Below are 19,166 nucleotides of genomic sequence, written 5' to 3'. Positions count from 1 at the left end.
CAATAAAATTGCAGACCAGTAGACGACGACGGAGGACCGGAATGGACCGGATCGACGGGAAGCTTCTCAAGCTTTTGCAAGAAGACGCTTCGCGAACAAATGCCGACCTGGCGGCGGAGGTCGGGCTTTCACCCTCTAGCTGCTTGCGCCGCATACGGCGGCTAAAGTCAGTCGGTGTCATCGACCGCGTTGTCGCGCTTCTTGATCCGGCCAAGGCCGGCAGGGGGATGAAGGCTATCGTCACGGTCGAGCTGGAGCGCCACGGCGAGCAGCATATGCGCCGCTTCCTCGAGCTTGCCGCCATGGAACCAGGGGTGATCCAGGCCTACAGCGTGAGCGGCTCGACCGACGCTGTCCTTATGCTGCGGCTGATGGATATGCACGAGTTTGACACTTTGTGCGAGCGGCTGTTCCGAGATCGGACGAATGTGGCGCGGTATTACACCATGTTTGTGATTCGAACCGCCAAGGAGACGACCGCAATCCCGCTCTAGCTTTTCGGAGGCAACTTGGCGGAAGGGATCTTGCAGCTACTGGGCGGTCACGCGAGTCCCGGCTGCCTGGCGTCAAACGGCACTTAGCTTGCCGGCGGCGAGATATAAGCCCCAGAATCTCGAAGCCCAGAATCTCGAAGCCCCAGAATCTCAAAATTCTGAAAACTCAGACCCTTGGCGTTGTCGCAAGCCGCCTGTCGGCGAGCCCAGGACGTTCCGTGCGATAGGTGGTCGCACGATGATCGGCGGCCGGCCTGCAGATCCGGCTATCGTGACGGCTTTCCATGGTCGTCATCAGTGCGCGCTGATGCCGAGCGTGTGGCCGCGGCGTGCGCAAGCGGGGCCTGGGCCGCGCATGTAATAGCGCTCCGGCCGGTAGGTCGGCGCGACGAATTCGCGGATGGCAGCAGCGTAGCCGATGAGGTGCGTCAAGAAGTTCATTTTCCCTGTCCCTGTCCCGATTTCGGATGTCCCTTCCGAATTGCGTGGGATCATAGCGTCGAGGCGTGAATACTCGGTGAACACGATGTTAATCTTTGGTCAAAAAGGCCTTGGTTCGTGGCTGGAATGCGGCTGATTCGGGGTCTTTCCATGCAGTTCGTCGGCATTCCGGCTAGTGTGACTTTTGCATCACATATGTTTCGTTTGGATGTCGCTCCGACGCGCTTGTGTTTCAACTTTGGCCGGTGCCGCGAAATTTCCGTGCTTGCGCAAATTTCCCTGATTACTCGGGAAAGCCAGGAACCCGTCCGATAGAAGCACGTTGACGCTGAGAGCCGGGACCAACCCCGGCCCAGCGGCTTCCGAGCGGAACCGCCGCCGGAACCCCCAACACAGCAAGAACAATGGAAAGGCAAAGCCATGGGTTTCTTTTCGAAAGACATCAAGACGCTGGACGACCTCTTCGTCCACACGCTGCGCGACATCTATTACGCCGAGAAACAGATCGAGAAGTCGCTGCCGAAGATGATCGACAAGGCGACCGACCCGCAGCTGAAAGCCGGCCTTGAAAAGCATCTCGGCCAGACCAAAGGTCATATCGAGCGCGTCGAGAAGGTGTTCGAACTGCATGGCGTGAAGGCCAAGACGGCCCACTGTCCGGCCATCGACGGCATTCTCGAGGAAGCCGATGAAGTCAGCGGCGACATCGACGACAAGGACGTTCTCGACGCCGCCCTGATCGCATCCGCTCAGGCGGTCGAGCACTACGAGATAACCCGCTACGGCACGTTGATCTCCTGGGCCAAGCAGCTTGGCCGCACCGACTGCGCCAACGTCCTGGCCAACAACATCAAGGAAGAGCAGGCGACCGACCGCAAGCTCACCGAGATTGCGGAAGCCAAGGTCAACCTTCAGGCCGCCGAGTAGAAGCTCGATCGAGGCAACGCCGGACAACCGGCTTTGCCTCACTTTCCGTAGCTGGGCTTCGACCGTACAATGGGCCACGCTCGTTCCAGGGATTGCGCGAGGACAAACCGGCGGAGGAAGTCGTGCAGGAAAAGCCGAAAGCACCCGCTGGCAGGGCCGACAGCAAGGCAAAGCCTGCCAGCGGCAAGGGCGAGACATCCGCCGCTGTCAAATCCACGGAGGCGGCAGACACCGTCATAAAACTTTCTCACCCGGACAAGCTTCTGTGGCCGCAGGAGAAGATATCGAAGCAGGGCCTGCTCGATCATTACGCTTTGGTCTGGCCGCGCATGCAACAATTCGTCGTCAATCGGCCGCTCAGCCTGGTGCGGGCACCGGACGGCGTCAGTGGCCAACGCTTTTTTCAGAAGCATGCCTCCGCGGGCATGCATGACAAGATCGCCAAGATGAAGGATCCGACCGACGGCGAGGAGATCCTGTTCATCCGCGATTTCGACGGTGTCGCTGCCTTGGTCCAGCTCGGCGTGGTCGAGATCCATATCTGGGGCTGCACCATCGACGAACTGGACAAGCCGGACCAGATCATCTTCGATCTCGATCCCGACGAAGGCGTCGACGTGAAAGCGGTGCGCGCGGCGGCGCTCGAAATTCACGGCCGGCTCGATGCACTGTCATTGCCGAATTTCGTCAAGACCTCGGGCGGCAAGGGCTACCATGTCGTCGTGCCGCTGAAACCGTCGGCGGCTTGGGATGAGGTGAAGGACTTCGCCCATGATTTCGCCCGTGCCCTCGAGCAGGCCGCCCCTGATCGGTATACAGCGACGCTGTCGAAGAAGGCGCGCACCGGCAAGATCTTCGTCGACTATCTGCGCAACGGCCGCGGCTCGACCACGGTGGCCCCCTATTCGTCGCGCGCCAAGAAGGGCGCCACGGCATCGATGCCGGCGATTTGGGCCGAGGTCGAGGCCGGGTTGGCGCCGAACGCATTTCCGATCGGCGACAAGACGACGCTGAAACAGTTGGCGAAAGCCGATCCCTGGGCGGATTTTTTCAAGCAGGGCAAGCCGCTCAAGCGCGGCTGACAATCAAGCGAGAAACACCCTCTCGAAGGCCTGCTTGCCCATCGGCGAGAAGATTACCGCGCGGCTGTCCTTCTCGCGCCGCGCCCATTTTTCCAGAAGGATCTTATCGAGGATGGCAGCGCCCAGCGTGCCGGCCAGATGCGAGCGCCGCACGCTCCAGTCGAGGCAAGCCCGGCACACCGGTCGTCGCGCCTTGCTCTCGACATCGATGCCGATCGCGGCAAAATGCGAGGCGGCCGACGGCCCGAGCAGGATCTCCTTGTCGTCGCGCAGGAGCACTTGTCGAGCGACTAGACGGTCCAGCATCGCCACGGCCTGCTCGCCGGCGAGATGGTCGTAGCAGACCCGCGCCACGCGCATCGCCGCATCGCGCGGACCCGGCCGCACCCGCTGCGGTCCGACCGCGGCGGCGACGCCGGTGATCGCCTCGATCATACCAGCCACCTGCGGCCCGGCGAGCCCGTAGTAGCGATGCCGCCCCTGGCTCGCCAGCGTCAGCAGCCCGCCTTCCATCAGTTTCGACAGATGCGAGCTGGCGGTCGGCAGCGACACGCCGGCCTCGAGCGCCAGTTCGCTCGCTGTCAGCGCCGTGCCACCCATCAGTGCGGTCAGCATGTTTGCCCGCGCCGGATCGCCGACCAGGCTGGCGATGCGGGCTATATCTGGTCCTTCACGCATAGTTCGGCCTTCATCGAAGCATGGGCGTCAGATAACCATTATCCTGCGCTGAGATCAAGGAGATGACGATGACCGCAAGAACCGCTTCCCACACCGTGCCTGTCAGCCGCTTCGGCCGGCGGCCGTCTCCGTTCATGATCTTGCGCCGGGCGCATCTGCGGCTGCTGGCGCGGTGGTATGACCGCCATCTGCAACGCCTCGACCTCGCCGAGATTGACGAGCATCTTTTGCGCGATCTTGGCCTGACGCCACAAGACGTTCGCCGCGAATGCGCGAAATCCTTCTGGCAAGCGTGATCAGCATGGAAAATTGCCTAGCACATGGAACCAAAGAAGGTTTCGACACCGCTCGAACTGTCGCCGCAACAAATCAGATTCAGCAAGGAGACAAAAGATGACCATCACCTGCTTCATCCGCTACGAGATCGACCCGTTCGGCAAGCCGGCGTTCGAGGAGTATGCCCGCAACTGGGGCCAGGCGATCCCGCGCTGCGGCGCCGATCTGATCGGCTATTTCGCGCCGCATGAGGGCTCGGCCACGACAGCCTATGCCGCCTATAACATCGACAGCCTGGCGGCTTACGAAGCCTACCGTATCAGGCTCGCTGCCGACCCGGCCGGCAAGGCCAATTACGAGTTCGCCCGGCGTGAAAAATTCATCCTGAAAGAGCATCGGACTTTTTTGAAACTCGCATCCGGGCCGCATGCCCCTCTGGTGAAACTGTGATCGCCGTCATCTTCGAGGTCGAGCCGGCAGCGGGCAAGCGCGACGCTTATCTCGGCCTCGCCGCCGACCTGCGCCCGCTGCTCGACGGCATCGACGGTTTTCTGTCGATCGAGCGCTTCCAGAGCCTTGTCGACCCGAGCCGCATCCTGTCGCTGTCGTTCTGGCGAGGCGCCTGAGGACAGCCGGGCGGCGAACGGGTGAGTGGGGCGGCTCTTCCTTCTCCCCTTGTGGGAGAAGGTGTCGCCGAAGGCGACGGATGAGGGGTGTTCCAGCTTGGCACCGACAGTACTCCGTCCAACACCCCTCTTCCGTCTCGGCGCTGCGCGCCGATCCACCGCCCGGGGCGAGTCACGGGCCTCGCCCGCCCTTCGGCCCCCACAAGGGGAGAAGGCAAGAGGGCTGCTAGGCATTCCCGATCAGCACTCCAGCCGCAAACACCAGCGCGCCGCCCAGCACCACCTGGAAGGTGGCGCGCCAGAACGGCGTCTGCATATAACGGTTCTGCACAAAGGCGATCGCCCACAGTTCGAAGAACACCACCACGACCGCGAGAATTGTCGCGGTCCAGAAATACGGAATGAGGTAAGGCAAGGCGTGACCGAGGCCACCCAGCGCCGTCATCACGCCTGTGGTGATGCCGCGTTTCACCGGCGAGCCGCGGCCCGACAGCTTGCCGTCGTCGGAGGCGACCTCGGTGAAGCCCATCGAGATGCCGGCGCCGATTGAGGCGGCAAGCCCGACCAGGAAGGTCTGGAACGTGTCGTGCGTGGCGAACGCGGCGGCGAAGATCGGCGCCAGCGTCGACACCGATCCGTCCATCAGCCCGGCCAGTCCCGGCTGCACATAGGTCAGGATGAACTGGCGCTGCTCGGCCGCTGCTTCCTCGGCTTTCACCGCGCCCGACACATGCTTTTGCTCCAGCCGCTGCGCCAGCGTCTCGTGGCCCTGTTCGGCCACCGCCAGATTGTCGAGCAGCTTTCGCGTCGAGGCGTCGCTGGTGCGTTTCGCCGCTTCGACATAGAACAGGTAGGCCTGACGCTCCATAGACTCGGCCTGTTGGCGCACATGTTCGATGCCGAGCGGCCGGACCAGCCAGTCGGGCTTGCGCTCGTAATAGCCCTTTACGTGCTCGCGCCGGATCAGCGGAATGCGCTCGCCAAAACGCTCGCGGTGAAGCTCGATCAGCGAGTCGCGATGGCCATCCTCCTCCTCCGCCATTTCCTCGAACACTTTGGCCGAATGCGGAAACCTATCCGCCAGCCCGTCGGCATAGGCGCGGTAGATACGCCCGTCATCCTCTTCGGAAGAGATGGCGAGCGCCAGGATCTCTTGCTCCGAAAGCGACTCGAAGGGACGGCGACCAAAATCGAAAACACGGGAAAGCATGAGAAATCCGCCCTAGTTTAGAATTATTCTAAACTAGAGTTTGGTGCACCGTTGGTCAATCGCTTGTAGCCGGAGGTTCAAATTTATGGTTGCGGGAATCCTCCGCCAGCGCCCTTCATTATTGGCGAATGTTCACCTATATAGTGGGCTTAAGCCAAGCGAAAGGAACCCGGATGCCGGCAAAACAGCCCACCCATGCATTTGACCCGAAACCCGTTCTCGACCTGATCGCCAGCATCGAGGCCGATCTGCAGCGCCTGAGGGGCCTGGTCGAGCAGCAGGTCGAGAAATTCGACCCGGCCAATCCGCACAACAAGGCCCCCGACGGCAAGCTGACCGAGGAGGGCGTCGAATGCTGCTACCGCCTGTTCGACGAGGGCAAGTCGCGCTATTCGGTTGCCCAGCAGATGAAGATATCCTTCGCCGCCGCCACCCATCGCTTCAACACCTGGCGCAAGATGGGCGGCGCCAAACGGCAACGGACGCTTTTGGGGTGAGGAGCGATCGGCGAGGAGCGCCACTCTCTGCTCGCAATCCACGAATTGTCTCGGTCACATTTTTCCAGTGGTGCGCGGCCTGGTTTTCCGTGCACCATGGGGCGGTTTCATTCTGCAGGACCTCACCATGACCACCCCTCCCGGCATCGCCGATATCCACCGCGCAGCAACGCGATTGTCCGGCCTGATCGTCGAAACGCCGCTGATCGAATCACCGGAACTGAACAAGCGTTTCGACGCCAGGATCCTGTTCAAGCCGGAGACGCTGCAGCGCACCGGCTCGTTCAAGTTCCGCGGCGCCTACAACAAACTGTCGTCGCTGAGCGATGAGCAGCGCAGCCGCGGCGTCGTCGCCTTCTCGTCGGGCAACCACGCGCAAGGCGTCGCCGCGTCGGCGGCGATGTTCGGCGTCAAGGCGGTTATCGCCATGCCCACCGATGCGCCGGCAATGAAGGTCGGCAATGTCAGGAAAATGGGCGCCGAAGTGGTTCCGTTCGACCGGTTTCGCGACGATCGCATGGCGGTGGTTCGCCCGTACATGGAACGGGGCATGGTCCTGGTGCCGCCTTTCGACGACCCGGCCATCATCGCCGGCCAGGGAACGATCGGCCTCGAACTGATGGCGCAGGCGAAAGCACTCGGGGTGAGCCTCGACGCGGTCGTCATCCCCTGCGGCGGCGGCGGCCTGAGCAGCGGCATCTCCATCGCGGTCAAGGACGCCTCGCCGGGCACCGCCGTCTGGGCGGTGGAACCCGAGCATTTCGACGACACCTGTCGTTCACTGGCCAGAGGTGCTCGGGTTTCGATCGAACCCGGCCACACTTCGATCTGCGACGCGCTCCTCACCGCCGAGCCGGGCGCGATCACCTTCGAGATCAACCGCAGGAATCTCGCCGGCGGCATTGCCGTGTCCGACAGAGCGGCGGCACAGGCGATTCGCGACGCCATGGCCCATCTCAAGCTGGTGGTCGAGCCCGGCGGCTGCGTCGGGCTGGCCGCGCTGTCATCGGGCGAGATCGAGCTATCAGGCAAATGCGTCGCCGTGGTGCTGTCCGGCGGCAATGTCGATTTCGGCACCTATGCGGAGATCATGGCGGCGGCTTAGGTGGCGACCGAACCGGCACCATTCAAAAAAGGCTGACACGAAATGAAACTGCTCTTCAGCCGCAATCCCAATCCTCGCCTCGCGGTCGCCGTGGCACGTTATCTCGACGCAAAGCTCGACTTTGAGTTCGCATCGCCCTTCGCTCCCGGGCAGGCTGAGCGATATCGCCCGCTGAATCCCAATCTTTCATTGCCGATACTCGTAGGCTCGGGAAACAGCCTCTGGGAGGCTGACGCCATAGCCTGCCGGCTTTCACGCGACGCGCATTCGGATCTCTGGCGCACCGGCGACGACGAACCCGAGATGATCCGATGGCTCAGTTGGGGTAAAGAGAGCTTCGCAAGAGCTTGCGACGTCGTGCATTTCGAACGCGGCACCAAGCAGCGATATGGGATTGGCCCGATCGATCAGCACCGGGTTGAGGAGGGGCTGAGAGACTTTCGCACGGCCGCTGCAACACTTGAGGCCGCGCTTTCCGAGCGAGACTGGCTGGTCGAAAACTCGGTCTCCTATGCCGACTTTCGAATGGCGACGTTTCTGCCTTTCAACGATATCGCCAGATTGCCGCTCGACGATTATCCTTCGGTCAGTCGTTGGTATCGCCAGCTTGAAGAGATCGACGCCTGGCGCGATCCCTTCAAAGGACTGGATGCGCCTGAATTGCCGCCGGTCCCGGATCAGGCCAGACCGGCATAAAATCTCGATCCGAATAAATGGTCATGCATCCAAGGTGACATCTCGGCCATTGCGTGAGCTATTGAGTTGGATCCTAATCCAGCGTCCGGCGGAACCGCACCAGCGCCACGCCGGCAAACAGCGCCACGAACACGACCAGCCAGCCGATTTCGGTCGCGACCGCCGGCAGGTCGGCGCCCTTCAGCATCACCGCGCGGATGATGCGCAGGAAATGCGTCAGCGGCAGGATCTCGCCGAAGATCTGCGCCCAGCCAGGCATGCCGCGATAGGGGAACATGAAGCCCGACAACAGGATCGACGGCAGGAAGAAGAAGAAGGTGAGCTGCAGTGCCTGCATCTGCGTGCGCGCCATCGTCGAGATGGTGTAGCCGAGCAGCACCAGCGCCAGCACGAAGACCAGAACCGCCGCAAGCAGCAGCGACAACGACCCGGTGAAGGGAACCCCAAACAGCAGCTTGGCCGCCGCCAGCACCACCGCCACTTGCACGCCGCCGACCACCAGATAGGGCAGCACCTTGCCGAGCATGATTTCGAGTGGGCTGGACGGCATCGCCAGAAGGTTTTCCATCGTGCCGCGCTCGGTCTCGCGCGTCAGTGCGATCGAGGTCATCATCACCATCGTCATCTGCAGGATGACGCCGAGCAGGCCGGGCACGATGTTGTATTGCGAGATGCCTTCCGGATTGTAGCGTCGGTGCACAACGACTTCGAGCTGGCCTCGGGCAGCTTCGGCGGCCGTCTCCTGCATGCCGCGCGCCCTGAGCAGCGCCTGGTTGGCAACGGTGCCGAGCGTCGAAATGGCCCCGCTGGCGACTGCCGGGTCGGTCGCATCAGCCTCGATCAGGATTTGCGGCTGGTCGCCGCGCTCGACTCGCCGGGCAAAGTCGGCGGGAATGGTGACGACAAAGGCGACGTCGCCACGCGCCATCAGGAATTCCGCCTCGGCGGCATTTTGCGCGACATGGTCGAAGCGGTAGTAGCCGGTGGTCTGCAGCGCCGAAACCATGGCTCGCGTATAGGGATCGCTGCTCATCGCCACCAGGGCGGCCGGCAGGCTCTTTGGATCGTTGTTGATGGCATAGCCAAACAGCACCAGCTGCATTAGCGGCACGCCCAGCATCATGGCGAAGGTGATGCGGTCGCGCCGCATCTGGATGAACTCCTTGATCAGCAGCGCGCCGAGCCTGGCGAAGGAAAAGACGCTGTTTATCCCGTTTTTCATCCCATATTGTCCTTCGAGCCGGACATGAACTGGATGAACACATCCTCCAGGCTGGTCTCGCCCGGCGTCACCGTGACGCCCTTGAGGTCTTTCTCGACATCGGCGAGCGCAGCCTGAAGCGCCGTCTTGTCGGAGCCGACGACGTGCAGCGTCGCGCCAAACGGCGCCACCTGGTCGACACCGGACCGGCCGCTGAGTGCGGCAGCGACCTGGTCGAGGCGCGGACCCTGCACAACGAAGGTCGTCAGCCCGGCATTCCTGACCACCTCGTCGACCGTGCCGGTGGCCAGCATCCTGCCGTAGGAGATGTAGCCGATGCGATGGCAGCGCTCGGCCTCGTCCATATAGTGGGTGGAGACCAGCACGGTCAGCCCGCCGCTGGCCAGCCGATGGATCTCGTCCCAGAATTCACGCCGCGCCTTCGGATCGACGCCCGCCGTCGGCTCGTCGAGCAGCAGCAATCTGGGCTTGTGCATGATGCAGGCGGCCAGCGCCAGCCGCTGCTTCCAGCCACCGGACAGCGTGCCGGCCAACTGGTCCTTGCGCGAGGTGAGGCCAAGATCCTCCAGCGTCCTGGCGACATGCTCGTTGAGCGGCTTCAACCCATAGAGCCGCGCTACGAATTCCAGGTTTTCGGCGATGGTCAAATCCTCGTAGAACGAGAATTTCTGGGTCATATAGCCGACTTCGCGCTTGATCCTCAGACTGTCGGTGCGGATGTCGAAGCCGAGCACCGTGCCTTCGCCCTCATCCGGCGTCAGCAGGCCGCACATGATGCGGATGGTCGTCGTCTTGCCAGAGCCGTTGGGGCCGAGGAAGCCGACGATCTCGCCCTCGGCCACCGTCATCGTCACATGGTCGACGACGGTCTTGTCACCAAAACGCTTGACCAGGCCGTGGACGTCGATGACGTTCATTTGCCGATATCCGCCAGTTCGACATCAACGATCTGCCCCGGTTGCAGCGCGCCGGCGTCGCCCTCCGGCCGCGCCTCGACCAGATAGACCAGCTTCTGCCGGGTCTCGAGCGAGTAGATCACCGGCGGCGTGAATTCCGGGTCCGGCGACACGTAGCTGACGCGAGCCTTCACGTCCGGCCCGCAGCCGTCGCAATGGACGTTGAGCAGCGTGCCGACTTCCACCGACGAGAACGCGCTTTCCGGCACATAGACGCTGAGCTTCACCGCGCCGTCCGGCAGAATCGAAATGACCGGCGCGGTCGGCCCGGCGGTGTCGCCGGGATAGCGGATCACATCGTTGATGCGGCCGGGCGAAGGCGCCGCCAGCACACGCTTCGACAGCCGCCAGCGCGCCTGCTCCAGCGCCGATTGCGCCTGCCTGACCTGATTGTCGGCGGCCTTGATCGTCTCGGGCCGCGCCGGCAGGCCTCCGACAGCGAGATTGGCTTCCGCCTGGCCGAGCTGCGCGTTGGCAGTTTCCAGCGACGCCGAAGCCGTATCATAATCGGCCTGGGTGCCGGTGCCGCGTTTGAACAAATCGCTAGCGCGGGTGTATCTGCGTTTGGCGTCGGCGGCTTGCGCCTTGGCCATGTCGACCTGCGCCTTGAGCACCTCAATCTCTTCCGGCCGCTTGCCGACCTGCAGGTCGGCAAGTTGCGCCTGGGCCTGGGCAAGGGCCGCCTCGGCTTGCGCGACGGCTATTTTAGCGTCGGCGCTTTCCAGCGTCACCACTGGCGTGCCCGGCGCGACGCGATCGCCGCGCTTGACCGAAATCGTCTCGACCTGCGCCACCTCGATCGGCGCGAGCAGCACATAGTCGCCCTCGACATAGCCGACGGCGAGCGGCGCCGCCGGTGCGCAGGTGCTGAAAAGCAGGGCGGCGAGCGGCACAGAGCAGAGGAAACTCATGATCTACGATCCTTCCGGTCGGTTAAGTGACGCCGAGCCAAAATCGCGCCGAGATTATCCGTCACTGCCGCCGCGATCTTGGTGGCCTCGGCGTCGCCGATCGCGCGCCAGCCCATGCGGCGCATCACCGCCTCGCGGCCGATGCGGAAATAGACGACCTGGCCGATCAGCGTGAAAACGGTGAGTCGGGTAGCCTCGCTTTCGGCCGCCTCGCCCGTCGCCTGCTCCCAGATCAGGCAGAGCCGGCGATGCGTCGGCTCGAACACGCCGTCATAGATGCGGTCGAGTGCCGCCGTCGGATGCGACAGCTCACGCAGGACAAACTGCACGATCTCGCCGGCCTCCGGCCTTGCCACGATGAAAGCCACCATCCGCTCCAGCGCGGTGAACAGTTGTGCCCGCGCCGCTTCGGCGTCGCCCGTTTCTGGTTCGCCCGTTTCTGATTCGCTTGAGCCCTGCAGATTGCCGATCGCCTGGCCGGCAATGGTCTGGATCGTGTCGACGATATAGTCGGCCGCAGCGGTGCGAAGCCCTTCCTTGCCGCCGAAATGATAGGCGATCGAGCCGATATTGGCCCTGGCCTCAGCCGCGATCTCGCGCGTCGAGGTGCCGTCAAAACCCTGGCGTCCGAACAGCTTCAGCGCTGCGCGAACAAGTGCCGCGCGCGTCATCTCGGCGGGGGATGCCTCGCGGCGCGGAATTTTAGCGTTTTTCGGTTTGCTCATGACCCGCAGTTTAATCAATCGAATGATTAAGGTCAAGCCTTGCCGATCTCCACCTGTCGATCTCCACCTTGCCATCTCCATCCGCACGCGCTTTAGTGTGGAGCCATGGTCAAGGAAATCGAGCGCAAGTTCCTGGTCTCCGGCGATGGCTGGCGGGATCTGATCGAAGCGGACATCCGCATTCGCCAGTTCTATCTCGTTGCCGCGCCCGACCGCTCGGTCCGCGTGCGTATCAGCGACGGCGCCTCGGCAAAGCTGACGCTCAAATTCGGCAGCAAGGCCCGCGAACGCGACGAATTCGAATATCCGATCCTTCTGGCGGATGCGGAAGAGATGCTGGCCTTCGCAATCGGTCGTGTCATCGAGAAGACACGCCACCATGTTAGGCATCGCGGCCATCTCTATGAAGTCGATGTCTTCGGCGGGATGCTCAGCGGTCTGGTGGTCGCCGAGCTTGAGACGCCGCAGGACGTGCAGGGCGAAATGCTGCCAGATTGGCTCGGCCGCGAAGTCACCGGCGAGCACAGGTTCTACAACGCGTCGCTCGCCCTCGAGGGGATTCCGGAGATCGCCGCATGAGCTATCGCATCGATCCGCGCCTGCCGTTGACCGGCGAAGTCAGGCGCATCCTCGCTGAGGAGATCGGCAAGGCGCTCGTCCATCTGGACGCGGCGCATGACAGGCCGGAGCAGGCGCTGCACAAATGCCGCAGGCGGCTGAAGAAGGTGCGTGCCTTGCTGCGCCTGGTCCGTCCCGGAGACGAAACATTTTGCAGTACCGAGAACCAATGCTACCGAGAGATGGCTGCCCTGCTTGCCGGCCCGCGCGAGGCGACCGCGCTGGTTGAAACCATCGACCGGCTGGCAAAAAACTTTCCCGAGCAAAGCGCCGGCGGCGGTCTCGATGCCGTTCGCGACACGCTGGTGGCGCGCCAGCACCAATTGCATGGTGGAGTTGGCCTCGGCGCCGCGATAGCTGCCGCGACTGCCGCTTGCGAGGATGGCATCAGCCGCATCGATACTCTGGTCTTGCCCGACCAGCCCGAACAGGCCGCCGATGTGCTTGCCGAAGGCGCCCGCATCACTCTGCGTCGCGCCAGAAAGGCGCTGGACAAGGCGGGCTCCCGCGGTGATGCCGACGATTTCCACGATCTGCGCAAGGCGGCAAAGACTCACGGCATGCATCTGTCGCTGCTTGGAAGGCTGTGGCCGACACCGATCAAGGCACGGCGCAAGGCGGTCGACGAACTTGGCGAAAAGCTGGGCGAACTGCATGATGTGTTCGTCTTGCGCACGCTCCTCGAGGCCCACGACCGGCCGCTCGGCTCTCCCCAGGAAACGCGACTGCCGAGCAAGCTGTTGAAGCGCTCGGAGAAAAGCCTGAAAAAGACCTGTCTTGCGGCGGCAGCCGATCTGTTCGGCGACAGGCCCAGGCGCTCGACAAAAAAACTCGCGCGCAAGGCGCGCACCGATCTGGCCGCCGCGCCGCACGAAGACGCCAGCGCGCCCGGCGCCGCTGCCTGACGCGGTGCTTGCGTCCGTCCGACATCGCTGACGATGAGGAGAGGGTTAGACCTCTCCCGGCGCGGCTTTCTTCAACTGCGCTCGCGCGTCCCCGATCGAGGCGGCGTATGTCACCAGCGGCCGTTTGACGCCGTGGTTGATCAGCATGCGGCGTGTCTGCGGCGAAGCGCCTGATATGATGAAGCGCACGCCGGCGCGCCTCGCCTTGTGGGCAGCGCTCTCGATGACGTTGGCCGCCGTTGAATCGAAGAATGGCACGGCCGAGCAGTCGAGGATGAAGTTCTTGCGCTGGTCGGCGATGCGGTCCAGCACCGTGGCGACGGTCGAGGCGGCGCCGAAGAAGAAGGCGCCGGAAATCCGGTAGACGACGGTGTCGGCATCGCTGGCCTCGCTGGAATCGTATGCGCTGGCGGCGCCGGTTCTGTCGGCGACATCGTCCTGCACCAGTCCCTGATCCGGCTCAACCGCAATGCTCTTGGCCATGCGGTCGATGAACAGGATCGAGCCCAGCGCGAAGCCGACGACGATGCCTTCGGTGAGATCACGGAAGATGACGATCAGGAAAGTCGCCATCAGCACCAGCGCGTCGCCGCGCGAGGCACGCAGCAGCGTGGCAAAGGCCTGCTTCTCGAACATGTTCCAGCACACCACCGCCAGCACGCCGGCAAGGGCTGCAAGCGGGATGTAGCTGGCCAGCGGCGCCGCCACCAGCATCAGGGCAAGCAGGAGGGCCGAGTGGATCATGCCCGAGACCGGTCCATGCGCGCCGGCTCGCACATTGGTCGCGGTGCGGGCTAGGGTGCCGGTGGTGCAGATGCCGCCGAACAGGGCGGACGCGATGTTGGCGAAGCCTTGCGCCACGAGTTCGCAGTTGGAGCGGTGCCGCCTTCCTGTCATGCCGTCGGCGACCACCGCCGACAGCAGCGATTCGATCGCGCCGAGCAGCGCAAAGGCTAGGGCGTCCGGCAGGACGTCGATCATCCTGCCGAAGCTGATCGGCGGAAAGGCCGGCATTTGCAGGCTGCGCGGGATACCGCCGAAGCGCGTGCCGATCGTTTCGGCAGGCAGAGAAAACAGCGCCACGACAAGCGACGCCAGACCGATGGCGATCAGCATGGCGGGCCATTTCGGCCGCCACCGTTTCATCAGGGCAATGGCGACGATGGTCAGCAGAGCGACGAAGGTGGCGGCGAGATTGATCGTGCCGGCCGCCTCGCCGATCGCCATCAGCTTCGGCACCAGCGGTCCAGGTTCTTTGCCGGCGAGTTTTAGCCCGAACAGCTCGACGATCTGGCCGGAGAAGATGATGATGGCGATGCCGGCGGTGAAGCCGACGGTCACCGGATAAGGAATGAATTTGATGTAGGTGCCAAGCCTGAGGTAGCCAATGACGAGCAGCAAGACGCCGGCCATCATCGTCGCCAGCAGCAACCCGTCGACGCCGACCCGTGCCACGGTTGTCGCCATCAGCACGATAAAGGCGCCCGCCGGCCCGCCGATCTGGAAACGGCTGCCGCCCAGAGCCGAGACGAGGAAACCGCCAATGATGGAAGTGTAGAGCCCGCGCTCCGGAGACACGCCCGATGCGATCGCGATCGCCATCGACAGCGGCAGCGCCACGATGGCCACGGTCAGTCCGGCGATGGCATCGGCCTTGAAGTGCTCTGATGTGTAGCCTTCGCGCAGCACCGTCGCCAGCTTCGGCGTGAACAGTTCGGAAAATGTCGGCTGCGCCGGTTGATGAATTGCCTGCCGGGTTCGATGCATGGACTGCCTTCCGCTCCTGATGCATGCCGCCAAAGTGCACAGCGGCCGCGCATAAAACCAAGCAGGCGGCGGGATCGTCGGCAGGACTGTCGGCGGTCGCCGTCGCGACTCTATTTCGGCTCAGCCTGGCGGGTTCTGCGGCACGACCGGCTTGAGGCGCACCCCCCTGCCGCCGCGCTCGCTGGCCTGGTTCTCGCCGATCAGCTCCACGCCGGCCCGGTCGAGGGCCTGGATGACCTTCATCAGCGTATCGACCACGCCCCTGACCACGCCGTCGCTCGCTTCCATGCGCTGAATGGTTGGAAGCGAAACCCCGGCGCGCTCGGCGAGCGTCTTCTGATCGATGCCGGCCAGAGCCCTTGCGGCGCGCATCTGCGCGGCAGTGATCATCGGCTAAAAACCCCCGTCTGAGTCTGCATTCCATGTATAATACCATCATTGTGATGGATCAAGCATCATCATGCACATGTCAGACATGTGCACACCAGGCCGTTTGCATCTTGGCGAGCCTGCGCGCCCGCTGGGCCAGCACGCCCCAGCCGCCGCAACTTAGAGGAGAATTGGCGCAGCGTCGTTCGGAACGGGCGGTTCAGGCGCCGGCGGTCTGCCCGCGCCATCGCTGGAACGCCCATGCGACCAGCCAGCACAGCATCGCCCAGGCGAAGCCGGCGCACCAGCCGGCCAGCACGTCCGATGGCCAATGAACGCCGAGATAGACGCGGCTGATGCCGACGAGCAGTGCTGTCAGCACGGCAAGTGCCAGCACATAGATCTTGGTCGTTCGCCCAGGCAGGAAACGCGACGCCATGCTGCCCAGCGTCAAATATGTCACCGCCGACAGCATCGCATGGCCGCTTGGAAACGAAAGCGTCGCCACGTCGGCGAGATGCGAGACCAGGTCGGGGCGCGGCCGATCGATTCCTAGCTTCAGCGTGCTCGACAGGGCCTGCCCGCCCGCCACCGCGACGAAGACCAGAAACGCTGCTCCCGGCTTGTGGATCAGCAGCAGATAGACGATCACCGCCACTGTGATCAGCCCGAGCACGATGGCGCTGCCGAGGCTGGTAATGTCGCGCATCGCCCCTTCCAGCCATAGCGGTCCGATCGGATTGTCGGGCTGGCCCGCTTCACGGAAGGCGAGCATAATTTCCGTGTCGAAGGCGTGCGGCGTGGTGTCCCGCGCCACCTCCATCAGTTCCTCGAACCCCCACAGCCCGCCAGCGATGACCAGTCCGGCCAAAAGCACCGGGAATTCGATCCAGTTGAGCAGCTTGTTTGCGGTATTCTTCATCGGGCCAATCGTCTTACAGCGCCGCGCGTCCTTTTGGACGCGCAAAGGACGCTGTAGCACTTTGATTTGGCGCATGATCCTTTCCGAAATCGTTTCCGATTTTCGGGGTCATGCGCAACTACAGTTTTTGCAGATAGGGTCCGAGCGTGATCAGCGCCACCGCTGCGACGGCGAGCACGATGCCGGTCGCCTGCAACGAATTGACGCGCTCGCCGAAGAACACCAGTGCCACCACGTTCACCGACACCAGTTGGATCACCGCCGACAGGCTGAACGACACCGACATGCCGAATTCACGGATCAGCCTCAGCATGATCAGATTGCCCGCTGAATAGAGCGCCAGAGTCAGAACGATCTTGCCGAGGCTCGGCGCCAGCCCCCATTGCTTGGCCGCCGTCGCCGCCAGCAGGAAGATCACCGTCGAAATGCCGAGCTGCCCCAGTCCCCAGAAACTCACTTTTTTGTTCCTCCCGACGCAGTGCTTCCGCGCCTGCCGCAGATCTTGTTTCGGAAGCGTCGGTCGCGGTCAAGCGGCCTGATCAAAGACATGAAATCGGGCTGGAAATTGGTCGGCAACGTCATCAAACTGTGATCTGCTGGCGATACGCGGTCAGTCAAGCAACACGCTCCAGCCATCCCAAAGAGCCAGAGGCACGCCCCCATGACTGAACATCGCCCCGACGCCCATTTCCGCACCAGCCTGCTCGAGGAAAACGATGGGCCAGGAACCAATCCCACTGACAACCAGACGATGGGCGAAATCATCGCCGCGCGATTCTCGCGCCGTGGTTTTCTGCAGGGATCGCTCGCGGCAACCGCCATCGCCGCCACCGTCAGCCCGCTCGCGCTGATCCTCGCCGACGATGCCCGCGCCGGCGGCGGCTCGGTCTTCAGTTTCGACGAGGTCGAGGCAGGCGTCGACGACAAGCACCATGTCGCTGCCGGCTACGACGCCAACGTGCTGTTGCGCTGGGGCGATCCGCTGTTTGCCGATTCGCCGGAATTTGATCCGACAAAACAGTCGGCGCAGGCCCAGGAAAGACAGTTTGGCTACAACAACGACTATGTCGGCTATCTCCCGATAGACGGCTCGGCCGAGCACGGCCTGCTGGTGGTCAACCACGAGTACACCAATCCGCATCTGATGTTCCCGGGCCTTGTCAGCATCGTCGATGGCGAGGCCAAGCAGGCCCCACTGAGCAAGGAACAGGTCGATATCGAGATAGCCGCGCACGGCGGCACCATCGTCGAAATTCGCAAGGTATCAGGCAAATGGCAGGTGGTGCGCGACGGCAAGCTCAATCGCCGCATCACCGCCAACACCGAGATGGCGCTGTCCGGCCCCGTCGCCGGCCACGACCGGGTCAAGACCAGTGCCGATCCGACCGGCACGAAGGTCTTCGGCAGCGTCAACAATTGTGCCGGCGGCGTCACGCCCTGGGGCACCTACATCATGGCCGAGGAAAACATACACGGCTATTTCTCGGGCGAGCTGCAGGAAGGTCACAAGGAAGCCGCCAACTACAAGCGCCTGGGGATTCCCGACGGCTCCTATGAATGGGCTGCGCATTACGACCGCTTCGATATCGGCAAGGAGCCGAACGAGCCGAATCGCTTCGGCTGGATCGTTGAGGTCGACGTCAACGATCCGACCTCGGTGCCGCGGAAGCGCACTGCCATGGGCCGTTTCAAGCATGAGGGCGCTGAATCGATCGTCGCCAAGGATGGCCGTGTGGTGTTCTACCAAGGTGACGACGAGCGTTTCGACTATGTCTACAAATTCGTCACGGCCGGCAAGTTCAACGCCGAGGACCGCGCCGCCAACATGGATCTTCTCGACGACGGCACGCTCTACGTCGCCAAATTCGCCGAGGACGGTACCCTGGAATGGCTGCCGCTGGTTCACGGCCAGGATCCGTTGACCGCCGAGAACGGCTTTGCCAGCCAGGCCGACGTGCTGATCGGGACAAGGCTTGCCGCCGATCTTCTCGGCGCCACCAAGATGGACCGCCCCGAGGATATTCAGCCCCACCCGACGACCGGCAAGGTCTACGTCATGCTGACCAACAATTCGAAGCGCAAGACGGAGCAGGTCGACGCTGCCAACCCGCGCGCCGAAAACGCCTTCGGCCACATCGTCGAGATTGTTGAGGACGGTGGCGATTTCACTGCCACCAAGGGCAAGTGGGAAATCATGTTGAAATGCGGCGATCCCTCGGTGGCCGAAGTCGGCGCTACTTTCTCGACTGCAACGACCGCCAATGGCTGGTTCGGCATGCCGGACAATTGCGCCATCGATGCGGCCGGCCGGCTCTGGGTCTCGACCGATGGCCAGGGCCCGAAGGCGACCGGCCGCACCGATGGCCTGTGGGCGGTCGACACCGAAGGCGAGGCGCGGGCGACCTCGAAGCTGTTCTTCCGCGTGCCGATCGGCGCCGAACTCTGCGGCCCGCTGTTCACGCCCGACGACCAGACCGCCTTCGTCGCGGTCCAGCATCCTGCCGATGGCGGCGAGGACTGGGAGGCTTTTGGCCGTCCCTCCTACTATGAGGACCTATCGACCCGCTGGCCTGACTTCAAGCCCGATATGCCGGTGCGGCCGTCGGTCGTCGCCATCACCAAACAGGGCGGTGGCAAAATCGCGGTCTGAATCACTGCAAGGCGCTAGCAGCGCCAAGGAAGGATTTCGTCGATACGAAATCCTTCCTTTTCCTGATGCGCGGGAATGCGCCTGATGGG

Annotated in this window: 21 protein-coding genes and 2 pseudogenes; 12 read left to right on the top strand and 11 right to left on the bottom strand. The window is 63.2% G+C overall.

What is annotated here, in order from left to right:
* Positions 1-41 precede the first annotated feature (41 nt).
* Positions 42-494, top strand: coding sequence for an Lrp/AsnC family transcriptional regulator (locus AC0L2C_RS16115; RefSeq protein WP_023801393.1), 453 nt, complete (start codon positions 42-44; stop codon positions 492-494).
* 294 nt (positions 495-788) lie between these two features.
* Here AC0L2C_RS16115 and AC0L2C_RS16110 read toward each other — a convergent pair whose 3' ends face one another.
* Entirely contained in the window at positions 789-935 is a 147-nt protein-coding gene (locus AC0L2C_RS16110; protein WP_023801394.1) for a hypothetical protein, read from the bottom strand.
* 420 nt (positions 936-1,355) lie between these two features.
* Here AC0L2C_RS16110 and AC0L2C_RS16105 point away from each other — a divergent pair, with 420 nt between their 5' ends.
* Both AC0L2C_RS16105 and ligD read left to right on the top strand, forming a co-directional pair.
* A complete protein-coding gene (locus AC0L2C_RS16105) occupies positions 1,356-1,862 on the top strand; it encodes a YciE/YciF ferroxidase family protein (RefSeq protein ID WP_473523825.1) in 507 nt (168 codons plus the stop codon).
* A gap of 80 nt (positions 1,863-1,942) precedes the next feature.
* Positions 1,943-2,944, top strand: a pseudogene (gene ligD / locus AC0L2C_RS16100) (DNA ligase D); the annotation flags it as partial.
* Positions 2,945-2,947: 3 nt separating this feature from the next.
* Here the strand turns inward: ligD and AC0L2C_RS16095 are convergent.
* The gene (locus AC0L2C_RS16095; RefSeq protein WP_128173934.1) at positions 2,948-3,622 is read right to left on the bottom strand and encodes an ArsR/SmtB family transcription factor; all 675 of its coding nucleotides are present in this window, start codon (positions 3,620-3,622) and stop codon (positions 2,948-2,950) included.
* Positions 3,623-3,690: 68 nt separating this feature from the next.
* Here AC0L2C_RS16095 and AC0L2C_RS16090 point away from each other — a divergent pair, with 68 nt between their 5' ends.
* The 3 genes and pseudogenes from AC0L2C_RS16090 to AC0L2C_RS16080 form a co-directional block, all read left to right on the top strand.
* Complete coding sequence (locus AC0L2C_RS16090; RefSeq protein ID WP_023801397.1) at positions 3,691-3,918, top strand: DUF1127 domain-containing protein; 228 nt, start codon at positions 3,691-3,693, stop codon at positions 3,916-3,918.
* Positions 3,919-4,015: 97 nt separating this feature from the next.
* A complete protein-coding gene (locus AC0L2C_RS16085; protein WP_128173933.1) occupies positions 4,016-4,348 on the top strand; it encodes an NIPSNAP family protein in 333 nt (110 codons plus the stop codon).
* Positions 4,345-4,515 (top strand): annotated as a pseudogene (locus tag AC0L2C_RS16080) (antibiotic biosynthesis monooxygenase family protein); the annotation flags it as partial. The gene AC0L2C_RS16085 and the pseudogene AC0L2C_RS16080, both read left to right, overlap by 4 nt.
* A gap of 235 nt (positions 4,516-4,750) precedes the next feature.
* On the opposite strand, the gene mbfA reads toward AC0L2C_RS16080, so the two are convergent.
* Positions 4,751-5,734, bottom strand: coding sequence for an iron exporter MbfA (mbfA, locus tag AC0L2C_RS16075; RefSeq protein ID WP_023801400.1), 984 nt, complete (start codon positions 5,732-5,734; stop codon positions 4,751-4,753).
* A gap of 173 nt (positions 5,735-5,907) precedes the next feature.
* Between mbfA and AC0L2C_RS16070 the strand changes: the two genes are divergently transcribed.
* The 3 genes from AC0L2C_RS16070 (at position 5,908) to AC0L2C_RS16060 (ending at position 8,032) form a co-directional block, all read left to right on the top strand.
* Entirely contained in the window at positions 5,908-6,231 is a 324-nt protein-coding gene (locus AC0L2C_RS16070) for a hypothetical protein (RefSeq protein WP_473523824.1), read from the top strand.
* Between the two features lie 127 nt (positions 6,232-6,358).
* Complete coding sequence (locus AC0L2C_RS16065) at positions 6,359-7,336, top strand: threonine/serine dehydratase (protein ID WP_473523823.1); 978 nt, start codon at positions 6,359-6,361, stop codon at positions 7,334-7,336.
* A 42-nt stretch (positions 7,337-7,378) separates the two neighbouring features.
* Positions 7,379-8,032 (top strand): glutathione S-transferase family protein, encoded by a 654-nt coding sequence (locus tag AC0L2C_RS16060; RefSeq protein WP_128173931.1) that lies wholly within the window; start codon positions 7,379-7,381, stop codon positions 8,030-8,032.
* A 73-nt stretch (positions 8,033-8,105) separates the two neighbouring features.
* On the opposite strand, the gene AC0L2C_RS16055 is transcribed toward AC0L2C_RS16060, so the two are convergent.
* The 4 genes from AC0L2C_RS16055 to AC0L2C_RS16040 are packed head-to-tail and all read right to left on the bottom strand — an operon-like array spanning position 8,106 to position 11,846.
* A complete protein-coding gene (locus tag AC0L2C_RS16055; protein WP_473523838.1) occupies positions 8,106-9,242 on the bottom strand; it encodes an ABC transporter permease in 1,137 nt (378 codons plus the stop codon).
* Between the two features lie 8 nt (positions 9,243-9,250).
* Entirely contained in the window at positions 9,251-10,171 is a 921-nt protein-coding gene (locus AC0L2C_RS16050) for an ABC transporter ATP-binding protein (protein WP_473523822.1), read from the bottom strand.
* Positions 10,168-11,121 (bottom strand): HlyD family secretion protein, encoded by a 954-nt coding sequence (locus AC0L2C_RS16045; protein ID WP_023801406.1) that lies wholly within the window; start codon positions 11,119-11,121, stop codon positions 10,168-10,170. Before AC0L2C_RS16045 ends, AC0L2C_RS16050 begins: the two co-directional genes overlap by 4 nt.
* Positions 11,118-11,846: a CerR family C-terminal domain-containing protein gene (locus AC0L2C_RS16040; protein ID WP_128173929.1), complete on the bottom strand. Its 729-nt coding sequence runs from the start codon at positions 11,844-11,846 to the stop codon at positions 11,118-11,120. The genes AC0L2C_RS16045 and AC0L2C_RS16040 overlap by 4 nt, the downstream gene beginning before the upstream one ends.
* Before the next feature lie 105 nt (positions 11,847-11,951).
* On the opposite strand from AC0L2C_RS16040, the gene AC0L2C_RS16035 reads away from it, so the two are divergent.
* Positions 11,952-12,425 carry a CYTH domain-containing protein gene (locus AC0L2C_RS16035; protein WP_023801408.1) on the top strand — a complete coding sequence of 158 codons (474 nt, stop codon included), beginning with the start codon at positions 11,952-11,954 and terminating at the stop codon, positions 12,423-12,425.
* Positions 12,422-13,369 (top strand): CHAD domain-containing protein, encoded by a 948-nt coding sequence (locus AC0L2C_RS16030; RefSeq protein WP_473523821.1) that lies wholly within the window; start codon positions 12,422-12,424, stop codon positions 13,367-13,369. The genes AC0L2C_RS16035 and AC0L2C_RS16030 overlap by 4 nt, the downstream gene beginning before the upstream one ends.
* Before the next feature lie 45 nt (positions 13,370-13,414).
* Here AC0L2C_RS16030 and AC0L2C_RS16025 read toward each other — a convergent pair whose 3' ends face one another.
* The 4 genes from AC0L2C_RS16025 to AC0L2C_RS16010 form a co-directional block, all read right to left on the bottom strand.
* Positions 13,415-15,136 (bottom strand): SulP family inorganic anion transporter, encoded by a 1,722-nt coding sequence (locus AC0L2C_RS16025; RefSeq protein WP_473523820.1) that lies wholly within the window; start codon positions 15,134-15,136, stop codon positions 13,415-13,417.
* Positions 15,137-15,256: 120 nt separating this feature from the next.
* Positions 15,257-15,526, bottom strand: coding sequence for a helix-turn-helix domain-containing protein (locus tag AC0L2C_RS16020; protein ID WP_023801411.1), 270 nt, complete (start codon positions 15,524-15,526; stop codon positions 15,257-15,259).
* Positions 15,527-15,725: 199 nt separating this feature from the next.
* Positions 15,726-16,427 (bottom strand): phosphatase PAP2 family protein, encoded by a 702-nt coding sequence (locus tag AC0L2C_RS16015; protein ID WP_287344283.1) that lies wholly within the window; start codon positions 16,425-16,427, stop codon positions 15,726-15,728.
* 118 nt (positions 16,428-16,545) lie between these two features.
* A complete protein-coding gene (locus AC0L2C_RS16010) occupies positions 16,546-16,884 on the bottom strand; it encodes a hypothetical protein (RefSeq protein ID WP_027154722.1) in 339 nt (112 codons plus the stop codon).
* Positions 16,885-17,088: 204 nt separating this feature from the next.
* On the opposite strand from AC0L2C_RS16010, the gene AC0L2C_RS16005 reads away from it, so the two are divergent.
* Entirely contained in the window at positions 17,089-19,077 is a 1,989-nt protein-coding gene (locus AC0L2C_RS16005) for a PhoX family protein (RefSeq protein ID WP_473523819.1), read from the top strand.
* Positions 19,078-19,166: the final 89 nt, after the last annotated feature.

It is taken from the genome of Mesorhizobium sp. WSM4845 (assembly GCF_055811455.1).
This window is presented reverse-complemented; position numbering and strand designations above follow the sequence as displayed.